This is a genomic window from Idiomarina sp. HB (genome assembly GCF_048059115.1).
In the GTDB taxonomy this organism is placed as follows: Bacteria; Pseudomonadota; Gammaproteobacteria; order Enterobacterales; family Alteromonadaceae; genus Idiomarina; species Idiomarina abyssalis.
Genome location: NZ_JAYLVU010000001.1, coordinates 940,922 through 954,015 on the forward strand (window position 1 = coordinate 940,922; position 13,094 = coordinate 954,015).

9 protein-coding genes and 4 tRNA genes are annotated in these 13,094 nt (G+C 46.3%); 2 read left to right on the forward strand and 11 right to left on the reverse strand.

Features of this window, described 5'->3' with window-relative positions; genetic code table 11:
* Nucleotides 1-194: 194 nt before the first annotated feature.
* The 9 genes from lon to VBY75_RS04765 form a co-directional block, all read right to left on the reverse strand.
* Entirely contained in the window at nucleotides 195-2,519 is a 2,325-nt protein-coding gene (lon, locus tag VBY75_RS04725) for an endopeptidase La (protein ID WP_416511272.1), read from the reverse strand.
* 121 nt (nucleotides 2,520-2,640) lie between these two features.
* Nucleotides 2,641-3,918, reverse strand: coding sequence for an ATP-dependent protease ATP-binding subunit ClpX (gene clpX, locus VBY75_RS04730; RefSeq protein WP_054486994.1), 1,278 nt, complete (start codon nucleotides 3,916-3,918; stop codon nucleotides 2,641-2,643).
* Between the two features lie 28 nt (nucleotides 3,919-3,946).
* Nucleotides 3,947-4,567, reverse strand: a complete 621-nt coding sequence (gene clpP, locus VBY75_RS04735; protein WP_011234256.1) for an ATP-dependent Clp endopeptidase proteolytic subunit ClpP — start codon at nucleotides 4,565-4,567, stop codon at nucleotides 3,947-3,949.
* A gap of 99 nt (nucleotides 4,568-4,666) precedes the next feature.
* Nucleotides 4,667-5,968: a trigger factor gene (gene tig, locus VBY75_RS04740; protein WP_054486992.1), complete on the reverse strand. Its 1,302-nt coding sequence runs from the start codon at nucleotides 5,966-5,968 to the stop codon at nucleotides 4,667-4,669.
* Between the two features lie 181 nt (nucleotides 5,969-6,149).
* Nucleotides 6,150-6,377 carry a hypothetical protein gene (locus VBY75_RS04745; protein ID WP_287817343.1) on the reverse strand — a complete coding sequence of 76 codons (228 nt, stop codon included), beginning with the start codon at nucleotides 6,375-6,377 and terminating at the stop codon, nucleotides 6,150-6,152.
* A 98-nt stretch (nucleotides 6,378-6,475) separates the two neighbouring features.
* Nucleotides 6,476-6,552, reverse strand: a tRNA-Pro gene (locus VBY75_RS04750).
* Between the two features lie 28 nt (nucleotides 6,553-6,580).
* A tRNA-His gene (locus VBY75_RS04755) sits at nucleotides 6,581-6,656 on the reverse strand.
* Between the two features lie 26 nt (nucleotides 6,657-6,682).
* A tRNA-Arg gene (locus VBY75_RS04760) sits at nucleotides 6,683-6,759 on the reverse strand.
* Between the two features lie 28 nt (nucleotides 6,760-6,787).
* Nucleotides 6,788-6,864 (reverse strand) — tRNA-Pro (locus VBY75_RS04765).
* A gap of 239 nt (nucleotides 6,865-7,103) precedes the next feature.
* Here VBY75_RS04765 and folD point away from each other — a divergent pair.
* Nucleotides 7,104-7,964 (forward strand): bifunctional methylenetetrahydrofolate dehydrogenase/methenyltetrahydrofolate cyclohydrolase FolD, encoded by an 861-nt coding sequence (folD, locus tag VBY75_RS04770; protein WP_416511275.1) that lies wholly within the window; start codon nucleotides 7,104-7,106, stop codon nucleotides 7,962-7,964.
* Nucleotide 7,965: 1 nt separating this feature from the next.
* Here folD and VBY75_RS04775 read toward each other — a convergent pair whose 3' ends face one another.
* A complete protein-coding gene (locus VBY75_RS04775; RefSeq protein WP_416511277.1) occupies nucleotides 7,966-8,697 on the reverse strand; it encodes a TadE/TadG family type IV pilus assembly protein in 732 nt (243 codons plus the stop codon).
* 110 nt (nucleotides 8,698-8,807) lie between these two features.
* A complete protein-coding gene (gene topA / locus VBY75_RS04780; RefSeq protein WP_416511279.1) occupies nucleotides 8,808-11,426 on the reverse strand; it encodes a type I DNA topoisomerase in 2,619 nt (872 codons plus the stop codon).
* Nucleotides 11,427-11,723: 297 nt separating this feature from the next.
* Between topA and astB the strand changes: the two genes are divergently transcribed.
* Complete coding sequence (gene astB / locus VBY75_RS04785) at nucleotides 11,724-13,067, forward strand: N-succinylarginine dihydrolase (protein ID WP_416511281.1); 1,344 nt, start codon at nucleotides 11,724-11,726, stop codon at nucleotides 13,065-13,067.
* Nucleotides 13,068-13,094: the final 27 nt, after the last annotated feature.

Below are 13,094 nucleotides of genomic sequence, written 5' to 3' on the forward strand. Positions count from 1 at the left end.
TCCAAATGGCTTTCCTATCCAGCTGTTCTCATGTCATACATTTGAATCAGCTTTAAACTCTAGGCTACCACAGTCGTTTCGATTGAAAACCCTTTTTACTCACTTTTTAACGAAAAAATGCGGTCTGAGGCATGATTTCTCATCCGCAGACCGCATTCTAGCGTTGGAATATGACTTTAGTATTAAGTCACTGATTAATCTTTAACCAAAGCGACATCTAATACTTCATCAATCCATTTCACCGGTTGAATTACCAGGTCTTCTTTAACGTTATCGGCTATTTCTTTTAAATCGCGTTCATTTTCTTTGGGAATTAATACATGCTTAATTCCACCGCGATGAGCTGCCAATAGCTTTTCCTTTAAGCCACCGATAGCCAATACTTCACCCCGCAACGTAATTTCCCCGGTCATTGCCACATCAGAGCGTACCGGTTTACCGGTTAACGATGAAACCATAGCCGTAACCATCGCGATACCGGCACTTGGTCCATCTTTTGGCGTGGCGCCTTCAGGAACATGAACGTGAATATCGCGCTTCTCATGAAAGTCATCGGCAATACCCAGCTTATCAGCCCGACTGCGAACTACGGTCAGTGCGGTTTGAATAGACTCCTGCATAACATCGCCTAACGAACCAGTCGTGGTTGTCTTTCCTTTACCCGCTACATTCGTGGCTTCAATAGTGAGCAAGTCACCACCCACTTCAGTCCATGCTAAGCCAGTAACCTGACCGACTTGGTTGGCTTCTTCCGCTTTACCATAATCAAAGCGCTGCACGCCCAGATAGTCACTTAAATTATCACCGGTAATTTCAACGTGCTTAATTGAACTGTCCAGTAGAATTTCTTTCACCGCTTTGCGACACAATCGTGACAACTCACGTTCAAGGTTACGCACACCTGCTTCGCGGGTGTAATAACGAATAATACCGATAATGGCACTGTCCTGAACCGTAATTTCTTTTTCTTTTAAACCGTTACGGCCAATCTGCTTAGTCAATAAGTGACGTTTAGCGATGTTCAGCTTTTCATCTTCGGTATAACCGGACAGACGAATCACTTCCATTCGGTCAAGCAGAGGCGCCGGAATATTCATACTGTTAGAGGTCGCAACAAACATGACATCTGACAGATCGTAATCCACTTCAAGATAATGATCGTTAAAGTTAACGTTCTGTTCCGGATCTAACACCTCTAATAACGCTGAGGCCGGGTCTCCACGCATATCCGCCGACATTTTGTCAATTTCATCTAAAAGAAACAGTGGATTACGTACACCAACTTTCGACATTTTTTGAATCAGCTTGCCTGGCATAGAGCCAATATAGGTTCGACGGTGTCCGCGTATCTCTGCTTCATCACGAACGCCACCCAATGCCATGCGCACGTACTCTCTTCCCGTAGCTTTCGCTATGGACTGGCCAAGCGATGTTTTACCCACACCAGGAGGCCCTACCAGGCAAAGAATTGCACCTTTCACTTTTGTGGTTCGTTGTTGCACCGCTAAGTATTCAATAATGCGTTCTTTGACTTTCTCTAACCCATAATGATCAGCATCTAGCACTTTTTCAGCATGAGCTAAATCTTTCTTGATACGCGAACGCTTTTTCCACGGAACCGACACCATCCAGTCGATATAACCCCGAACAACAGTAGCCTCCGCCGACATGGGCGACATCATTTTCAGCTTTTGAAGTTCAGCTTCTGTTTTCTTCCTAGCCTCTGCGGGCATACGGGCGTCGTCGATCTTTTTCTGCAACTGCTCAAACTCATCGACGCCGTCTTCGGTTTCACCCAGCTCTTTTTGAATGGCTTTCATTTGCTCATTCAAGTAATACTCACGCTGGCTTTTTTCCATTTGTTTTTTGACGCGACTGCGAATACGTTTCTCAACCTGAAGGATATCAATTTCGCCTTCCATCAATGCCATCAGGTGCTCTATGCGCTCACGCACATCGGTAATTTCAAGAATAGCCTGCTTTTCTGCAAGTTTTAAAGGCATATGTGCCGCCATTGTGTCGGCCAGACGGTCACCGTCTTCAATACCCGATAACGACGTAAGTACTTCTGGCGGTATCTTTTTGTTCAGCTTCACATAGCCTTCAAACTGGTTCAGAGCCGACCGAATAAGTACTTCTTCCTCTTTTTCCGGTAACTCTTCTGCCGCCAAATAATGGATACTGGCCTTAAAGTACTCTTCATCATCCTGAAGTTCATCAAGCTGCGCACGCTGCTTACCTTCAACTAACACTTTCACAGTGCCATCAGGCAGCTTCAATAACTGTAAAACCGTAGCGACAGTACCCACCGGATAAATGTCATCATTGGTAGGCTCATCCACCGACGCATCTTTCTGTGCTGCTAAAAAGACTTGTTTATCCGCATCCATCGCCGCTTGTAAGCATCGAATCGATTTTTCCCGACCGACAAATAGCGGAATCACCATATGCGGGTAAACCACTACATCTCGCAACGGCAGAACAGGCATCGTTAATTGTTCGGTGCGTTCTTCGCTCATTAAATTCTCTCCCGACCTAGGTTTACTTTGTTATATGCGGTCTTTACCTGAAAGTTCAATCCTTGACAGAAAAAAAGGGCCAGATTGGCCCTTTTTTGAACACTTTTAATACAGTTTCGTATTACTCACCCGAAGCCTGCTTGTTTTTCTGTTGATTCGCGTAAATTAAAATAGGGTCTGATTCCCCGGCTATCACCGATTCATCAACCACAACTTTCACCACGCCCTCAATGGAAGGTAACTCGTACATAGTGCCTAGCAAAACACCTTCGACGATTGAACGCAGACCGCGAGCTCCTGTTTTACGCGCCATGGCTTTTTTAGCAATAGCCCGTAACGCGTCTTCACGAAACTCCAGTTCAACATCTTCCATTTCAAACAAAGCAGAGTATTGCTTGGTTAAAGCATTTTTCGGTTCACGCAAAATTTCAACCAATGCTTCTTCATCCAGCTCGTCTAGTGTGGCAACAACAGGTAGCCGTCCAATAAACTCCGGAATCAAACCGTAGCGAACCAAATCTTCCGGCTCTACTTTCGCTATAATTTCGCCTTCTTCACTTCGCGTTTTACTTTTTACTTCGGCGCCGAAACCAATTCCTGTTCCGGTAGACAAACGCTGCTCAATCACTTTGTTTAAGCCAGCAAATGCACCACCGCAGATAAACAGAATCTTCGACGTATCAACCTGCAAGAACTCTTGCTGAGGATGCTTTCGTCCGCCCTGAGGAGGTACAGAAGCAACGGTACCTTCAATAAGCTTCAATAAAGCTTGCTGAACGCCTTCGCCACTGACATCGCGAGTAATAGATGGGTTGTCTGACTTACGTGAAATTTTGTCAATTTCATCAATATAGACAATACCGCGTTGGGCTTTTTCCACATCATAGTCGCACTTCTGTAAAAGCTTCTGAATGATGTTCTCAACATCTTCACCAACGTAACCTGCTTCGGTCAAGGTAGTCGCATCCGCCATAGTAAACGGAACATCCAGATACCGCGCCATAGTCTCAGCAAGGAAAGTCTTACCTGAGCCTGTAGGACCTATCAGCAAGATATTACTCTTGCCCAGCTCAACTTCTTCTTTACCTTTTCCTGATGCACGTAACCGCTTGTAGTGGTTATAGACAGCAACTGATAAAACTTTTTTAGCGCGATCCTGGCCGATAACGTAGTCGTCCAGATGTTTTCGGATAGCTTTTGGCACAGGTAATTCATCCTGGTCCGGCACCGGCGACAGTTGATGAATTTCTTCTTTTAGAATGTCATTACATAACTCGACGCATTCATCGCAAATGAACACAGACGGTCCGGCAATGAGCTTCTTAACTTCGTGCTGACTTTTGCCACAAAAAGTGCAATACAGCGGCTTATCGCCGTCACCTTTGGACTGATCCGTCATGCTTTTCTCCTACTACTTAAGCGCCCGCTCAGGACTCTTCGCCACGCTGGCGTAAAATGCCGTCAACCAGACCGTAATCGATTGACTCTTCTGCTGATAAGAAGTGATCGCGATCGGTGTCTCTAGCCACTTTCTCGTAATCCTGACCTGTATTCTCAGCTAACATACGGTTTAAGCGCTCTTTCAGATCCAAAATTTGCTTCGCATGAATTTCAAAATCTGAAGCCTGCCCCTGGAAACCGCCAAGTGGCTGGTGAATCATAACCCGGGAATTAGGCAAGCAATACCGCTTACCCTGAGCACCACCGGCTAAAAGGAAAGCCCCCATGCTGGCCGCTTGTCCCATACAAACTGTGCTAACGTCTGGCTTAATAAAGCGCATGGTATCGTAAATAGCCATACCTGCCGTAACTACACCTCCTGGCGAGTTAATATACAAGTAAATGTCTTTATCAGGATTATCTGATTCTAAGAATAATAGCTGAGCCACAATAAGGTTGGCCATATGGTCTTCAACCTGACCACAGCAGAAAATCACACGCTCTTTTAACAGGCGTGAATAAATGTCGTAAGAGCGCTCCCCTTTTGACGTCTGTTCGACAACCATAGGGACTAGCTGTGCCATTGGATCCTGAATATCGCTCGACATGTGTTATAAAGCTCCTGAAATAAAAATGGCTCGTATGAAATCATACGAGCCATTAAACCAAGCTGTAGCGGGACCCGTCAAGGACTCCGTTACAAGAGATTACTGCTGCTTCGGATTCATAATGTCGTCAAAGCTTGCTTTCTTATCTTTCACAGAAGCTTTTTCCAACACAAATTCGATAGCTTGCTCTTCCAACGCTAAGTTGCGAACTTGCTGCATCATATCGTTGTTTGACTTGTAGTACTCGACAACTTCCTGCGGGTCTTCATATGCAGAAGCAGCTGTCGCAATGATCTCATCAACTTTCTCGTCGTCAGCTTTAAGCTCATTGCTGCGAATAACTTCGCCCAATAACAAGCCAACTTTAACGCGTTCTTTTGCCTGCTCTTCAAACAACTCAGCCGGCAATTCAGGCATTTGATCAGCATTACCACCAAAACGTTGAGCAGCTTGCTTACGCAGTTGATCAATTTCCTGGTCGATCATTGATTTAGGCAATTCAACATCGTTGTTTTCAACAATGCCTTTTAACACCTGTTCTTTAACTTTTGCTTTTACTGCGTTTTTCAGTTCGCGTTCCATATTCTTACGAACTTCTTCCTTCAACGCTTCAACGCCGCCTTCTTTTACACCAAATAACGCTACGAACTCGTCATTGAGTTCAGGCAAGTCACGTGCTTCAACTTTTTTAGCTGTTACAACGAACTGCGCTTCTTTACCTTTCAGATTTTCAGCGTGGTAGTCTTCCGGGAAAGTGACTTCAATCGTCTTTTCTTCACCCGCTTTAATACCTTTAATTTGATCTTCAAAGCCCGGAATCATGCGGCCTTCGCCTAATTCCAGAGCGAAATCGTCGGCTTTACCGCCTTCAAATTCTTCACCGTCGATAGAGCCAACAAAATCCATAGTGACACGATCACCTTTTTTGGACTTACGCTTAACTTCTTTCCAGTCAGCGTGTTGCTTTTGCAACGTTTCCAACATGTTGTCTACGTCTTTTTCGGTAACTTCAACAGCTGGCTTCTCAACTTTCACTTTTTCCAGATTTTGAACTTCTACTTCCGGATACACTTCGAACGTTGCAGTGAACTCAAGGTCTTTACCTGGTTCATTGACTTTAGGCTCAATTGCAGGTGCACCAGCAGGGTTCAACTTTTCCTGCATAACCGCTTCAAAGTATTTGCTTTGCATAACACTTGAAGCTGCACGTGAACGTGCTTCGCGACCAAACAGCTTTTGCAGTACATTTGGCGGAATTTTTCCTTTACGGAAACCATTCACGCGACGATGGCGATATTCTTCTTTTAATAAGCGTGTTACTTCGCTATCAATTGCATCTGCCGGGACTGTAATAGTCACACGACGCTCTAAACCTTGAGTTGTCTCTACAGAAACCTGCATTGCTTCATTACCTCGGTTTCAATCAATGAATGTCACTCGCATCAATTTATCATTATAAAAAATGAGATACGGCAACGGCGTTGACCTTTAAAAATGACGCAGCATTATAGCGAGGAGACCGCCCGGAGTCGAGTCCCGAGCGGCAATTTTTAAACTTCACTTTATTCGGTGAGAAAAATACTTAAGATTTGCCTTCCAGCTCAAGAAGTAGATTATTGATTTCGCCCAGTTTATCCGGCTTATCGCCACCCATATTCTCTTGGTCAGCCACTTCCGTTTCAAGCTCATCGTAACGCCATTGCTGCAACAGCTCTATCTTTTGCTCGTTTGAAAGGTCTGGATGATCAAACACAGCTTGCGGGGAATCAAACGCTTCAGCGGGATTCTTTAAACTTTTCTTAAAGTCCATAACAATAACTCCAGCCACGGGTTAACAATGAAAGTTTTATTTATATATGACTTAAATGTAGCAGTACTGGCTGAAAAGAAAAAGGTCAAAGAGTGTAATGGTCGGCGATGCAGGATTTGAACCTGCGACCCCTTGGACCCAAACCAAGTGCGCTACCAAACTGCGCTAATCGCCGACAAACAGGAAATTTTACTATAAAGAAATGGGGTGGATGATGGGACTTGAACCCACGACAACCGGAATCACAATCCGGGGCTCTACCAACTGAGCTACACCCACCACTGAGTGATTTCTTTGGCGCGTTCTGGCGCACCCGGCAGGATTCGAACCTGCGACCGACGGCTTAGAAGGCCGTTGCTCTATCCAACTGAGCTACGGGCGCATATCGAACCATTTTACCGTCAAGAGAATGGTCGGCGATGCAGGATTTGAACCTGCGACCCCTTGGACCCAAACCAAGTGCGCTACCAAACTGCGCTAATCGCCGAATTTCTCCGAAAGCCGTATCAGACGCAGCTTTTAAAAAGCAAATGCTGGCTGACAACGGGGGCGAATATTACCTGTTGAAGACTGACCCGTCAAACTTTTTTTCTGTTATCGGTGCCGAGTGGCTACTTTTACGTCAACCTGACGACTAAACCAACAACCGGTGACATTCAGGGCAGAAAAAAGTTACAATAGAACCCATATATCACCTTGAATTCTCTCACTTTTGGGAACGTCATTATGCCAGCTCAAATTATCGATGGTAAAACCATTGCTGCCACTGTACGTCAGGCCGTCAAACAACAAGTAAAAGAACGTGTTAACTCCGGGCTGCGAGCACCAGGCCTGGCGGTTGTCTTAGTTGGGAGCGATGCAGCTTCCGAAGTTTATGTAGGAAACAAACGGCGAGCTTGTGAAGATGTCGGTTTTCGCTCCTTTGACTATGACTTACCGGCAACGACAACCCAGCAGGAACTTGAAGAGCTGATTGAAAAGTTAAACAACGACACTGCTGTCGATGGCATCTTAGTTCAGCTGCCTCTACCGGCGGGCCTTGATGCTACTCCGATATTAGAACGAATTCGTCCTGACAAAGATGTCGACGGCTTCCACCCTTTTAATGTCGGACGTTTATCGCAACGCATTCCCGCTCTACGCCCCTGCACGCCCAAAGGCATTATGACCTTACTGGAGCACACAAAAGTTGATCTGCATGGGTTAAATGCGGTTGTCGTTGGTGCATCTAACATTGTTGGCCGACCAATGAGCCTGGAGCTCCTTTTAGCAGGTGCTACAACGACAGTTTGTCACAGGTTTACCAGTGACCTCTCTGAACACGTTAAAAGAGCAGATATTTTAGTTGTAGCGGTAGGTAAGCCTGAATTCATTCCGGGGGAATGGGTTAAGCCCGGAGCTATCGTTATTGATGTTGGTATGAATCGATTACCTGATGGTCGTTTAACCGGTGATATTGAGTTCCAGACAGCCTCTGAAAAAGCCGGCTGGATAACGCCTGTTCCGGGAGGTGTGGGGCCAATGACCGTAGCTTCACTCATTGAAAATACCTTACAAGCCTGCGTTGACTACCACGATATTCGCTAGTTTACTTTCGATAGCCGCTTAGCATTGAATGCTGAGCGGTATTAGATAACGCCCATAGAGGTTTATTGAACACCCGGCTGCGCGTTGCGCAGTAACGCGCTGCTTTAGAGTCGGACAGTAAGGTTTGAGTCGCAGATAAAAACTCGCCGGCAATAGGAATATCAAGGGGCAGGCACCAATAGGTTTCAATAACCAATACCCTTGCCTGGTGCCATTGTTCGCTACCCTCGTTACTGGCACGGGCGTGGTAGTGATCAACTGAAATCTCCAATACCTCAGTCTTTAGCTCATCGTCCCAGCGCCAATCGGCAAACTGGCGAAAATCCTCAACCGTAGGCGATAAAACTTTTAGTTGGCCAAATTGTGCGTAATGAAGTCGCTGCTCAACCAAAGCTTCAGTTACAGCGACCATTTTGTTGTCAGTACTGAGTTGCGGTTTAAGCCCCGCCACTCCCGCAACTAACGTGTTAACCATGGCATTGTGACTGCCGTTATTAATGCTACCCGCGCGCACAGCATACTGATTAGCAACCGTTAGAGTTTGCTGCCCCCACCAGATAATCAGTGCCTGAACGAAAGTAAAAACAGCGGCCACAATAACCGGCCATACAATTAACAGTTCGATACCGGCTTGTCCGGATTGTTTTCGCAGCGTTTTGCCCGGCTTAAATAAAGAAAAACCCGCTGCCGGAAAGGCAGCGGGAAATGTTATGCCCAAGCGAGACAATAACATGGGACCTCCATGTCCAGTGTGCTGTGTCCTTCATTAGACACGCAGCTATGTTAGTCCAGCCGGTTTTGATTCGCCATTGGCAAAGTGACCCTTTGCCCGTAAGTCATTAACTACTTGTCCTGTACTTGCCACTTCCCATCTCGGAAAAATGCCTTCCAGCCAGTTTGTTTTTTCTTAATTTCGGTCACCACGTATTGTTCTTTGTTTTTGCGCGAGAAGCGAACAATAGCATCGTTGCCGTCATCGTCTTCCTGCGGAGCTTCCGCCAGATACTTGAACTTTTCCGGTAACCGGTCTTTAAACTGAGCTAGCTCTTTTACGGTAACAGCACGGGTCTCCCGCGACTTAGGAAAAGTATTAGCTGACAAGAAAATACCTGACGCACCGTCCCGTAAAACAAAATAAGCATCGGACTCTTCACAGGGTAACTCCGGCAATGGGACCGGATCTTCTTTAGGTGGCGCAGGTTCCCCGCTGCGCAACAACTTACGGGTATTTTTGCAGTCACTGTTGGTACAACCAAAGTACTTACCAAAACGTCCATTTTTTAGCTGCATTTCCGAGCCGCATTTATCACACTCGATAGTTGGACCGTCGTACCCTTTAATCCGGAACGTGCCCTCTTCAACCAATTGGCCGTCGCAAGTTGGATTGTTACCGCAAACATGCAGCCTGCGCTTTTCGTCAATAAGATAGCTATCCATCGCTGTCCCGCATTTAGGGCAGCGCTTTTTCGCTCTCAGCGCTTCGGTTTCACGTTCTTCTTCGTCAGTTACCTCAACCGCTTCTTCACCCGGCGTCAGGTTCAGTGTTTTAGTACAGCGTTCCTTCGGCGGTAGGTTGTAACCTGAACAGCCCAGAAAAACTCCGGTTGAAGCCGTTCTTATCCCCATTTTTCGACCACATTCAGGACAGTCAATATCGGTCAGAACAAGACTGTTCTCACGCATACCACCTTCAGTAGGTTCCAGTTCAGCTTTTTCCAGCCGCTCTTTAAAGTCCGCATAAAACTTATCGAGGGTCTCTTTCCAGTCACGCTTCCCGGCAGCAATATCATCCAATGCCTGTTCCATTTCTGCCGTAAAGTTGTAATTCATTAGTTCGGTGAAGTTCTCAACAAGTCGGTCATTGACAATTTCACCCATTTTTTCAGCAAAGAATCGACGGCTCTCTACCCGAACATAGCCTCTGTCCTGAATAGTAGAAATAATCGACGCGTAAGTCGACGGGCGACCAATACCGCGTTTTTCCAGCTCTTTAACCAAAGACGCCTCACCATAGCGAGCCGGTGGCTTGGTAAAATGTTGCTCTGGAAGCAGTTGCTCCAGTTTCAATGCATCGCCTTTTTTTACGTCCGGCAGATTATCATCACCCTCTTTCTTGCTGCTAGCCGGAGGCATCACCTTAGTCCAACCGGCAAAGCGCATAACTCGTCCGCGCGCTTTTAATTCGAAATCACCCGCAGTGGCAGTTAAGGTCGTACTGTCATAACGCGCAGGAACCATCTGACAAGCAACGAATTGACGCCAAATAAGCTCATACAAACGTTGAGCATCACGCTCAACTGAAGATAAGGATTCTGACTTCACCTTCACATCTGACGGTCGAATAGCCTCGTGGGCTTCTTGTGCGTTGCTTTTAGCACCATAGCGAGTCGGGCTTTCCGGCAAATAGTTTTTACCAAAGTCTTTTGCTATTAAGTCACGGCAGGCATCAACCGCTTCAGCACTCAAATTGGTTGAGTCAGTACGCATATAAGTAATGTGACCGGCTTCATAAAGACGCTGAGCCATCATCATCGTCTTCTTCACACCAAAGCCTAACCTGGTACTGGCCGCCTGCTGAAGTGTTGAAGTAATGAACGGTGCGCTGGGTTTGCTCGACGTGGGCTTGTCTTCACGGCCGGTAATTTCGTAACCTGAACCCTTCAATAACGCCAGTGCAGCATCGGTTTCTTTTTTATTAGCCGGGCGAAAGTTTTTTCCCGCCTGCTTCATTACCTGCATACGCAGAGAGTCTTCCGATGGCGTCATTAAATCCGCATGAACATCCCAATACTCTTCCGGAACAAAGGCTTTTATTTCGCGCTCGCGTTCAACCACCAGACGCACAGCAACTGACTGCACACGGCCTGCCGACAACCCACGGGCTATTTTTTTCCACAATAACGGAGAAACCATGAAGCCGACCACTCGGTCAAGAAAACGGCGAGTCTGCTGCGCATTGACCCGATCCGTATTCAACTCTGCGGGGTGCTCAAAAGCTTCCTGAATGGCTTTTTTAGTAATTTCGTTAAACACCACTCGTTTATAGCGGGAATCGTCACCACCGATAAGTTCCCGCAGGTGCCAGGCAATTGCCTCTCCCTCGCGGTCCAAATCCGTTGCGAGGATAATTTCCTCAGACTTTTTCGCTAACTGTTTTAACTCTTTAACGACTTTTTCTTTACCCTGCAGAACTTCGTAGTGAGCTTCCCAATCGTTTTCCGGGTCAACTCCCATACGAGCAATTAGCCGCTTATAGTCCCGTTCTTTTTGATATTTAGCTTTTGCATCCGGAGACATCTTCCGGACTTCAGCTGCCGGTTTGCTTTTGATTGTCTCAGTAGCTCGGGTAGGTAGATCACGGACATGACCAACACTGGACTTAACGACAAAGTCCTTACCTAAATATTTATTAATCGTTTTGGCTTTTGCCGGAGACTCGACAATGACGAGCGATTTTGCCATAGAATAATCGTTCTCTTGTTGTAGATGACCGTGTATATACGTGCTAACAGTAACAATTACAAGTGCAATTGCTCATTAGCGACCTTTTTTAGGTATATCGGTTATCGTCAGCAGAAACAACCATAACTCGAGTATTTGATAAAAATTCGCACAAGTTAGATAAACAGTCAGATTTAGGCGAACGGGCTTAAACGCCAGAAAAATAAAGGCTTTCAAGGCGGTTTTAAAACAGTATAATGACACCTTAGTTTACATTATCAGGTGCACAATACGTGCAGGGAGTATCGAAAAGTGAGCATGCAACACTTCGAAGTCAACTACGACGGTTTGGTCGGACCTACTCATAATTACGCTGGATTGTCGTTCGGTAATGTTGCCTCTTTGGCCAACGCTAAAGCCTCATCCAGTCCTAAAAGTGCTGCCCTGCAAGGCCTGAAAAAAATGAAAGCACTGCACGATATGGGAATGAAGCAGGGAGTACTTGCTCCTCAGGAACGCCCGGATATTTTTGCTTTGCGACGTCTGGGCTTTACCGGGACTGATGCCGAGGTGTTACATAAAGCAGCAACCGAAGCTCCGGCTATTTTCCAGGCCGTCTGCTCTGCTTCCAGTATGTGGACCGCCAATGCTGCGACCGTTTCGCCAAGTGCTGACACCGCTAACGGTAAAGTACACTTTACCCCGGCTAACCTGACCAATAAGTTTCACCGTTCATTAGAGCCACAGACCAGCGGTCGTATCCTGCAAGCTATGTTCAACAATAGTCGCTACTTTGAGCACCATACGCATTTACCCGACAACGAGCATTTTGGCGATGAAGGTGCGGCCAATCACACTCGTTTGTGTCGCGAGTATGGTCACGCCGGAGTCGAACTCTTTGTCTATGGCCGTTATGCCTTTGACAGTTCTAAACCAGCTCCAAAACGCTTTCCGGCAAGACAGACCTTAGAAGCCTCTCAGGCCATTGCTCGCTTGCACGGCCTGAGCGAAGATAATACCGTTTATATTCAGCAGAACCCTGACGTAATTGACCAAGGGGTTTTCCATAACGATGTCATTGCCGTCGGCAACCAAAACGTACTGTTCTATCATGAGCAGGCTTTTGCCGATACAGAAGCGAAATTGGCCGAAATTCAGCGTAAGTTCGGTGATAACCCGCTACATTTCATTAAAGTGGGTACTGAACAGGTAAGTATTCAGGACGCCGTTAGTACGTATTTATTCAATACTCAGCTCATCACACCGCCCGATGGCCAAATGACAATCATCGCGCCAACGGAGTGTCAGGAGAACGATAGTGTCAGATCGTATCTGGAACAGTTGACTCAAAACAGTGACAGCCCCATTAAGCGGGTTGAATTCTTTGATGTGAAGCAGAGCATGAGAAATGGTGGCGGGCCCGCCTGTCTGCGCTTACGAGTTGCATTGAACGATGAAGAACTCACCGGGGCTAACCAGAATTGTTTAATGTCTGATAAATTATTCAGTCGTTTAAATCAGTGGGTAGAAAAGCACTATCGCGATGAGTTGGCTGTTGATGATTTACGCGATCCGGCATTATTAGAAGAATCGCGTTCAGCTCTGGATGAACTGACTCAAATTCTTAAGCTAGGCTCGGTTTACCCTTTCCAGCAAGACTGAGCAATTACTGACTCAGCCTTGCTGTTA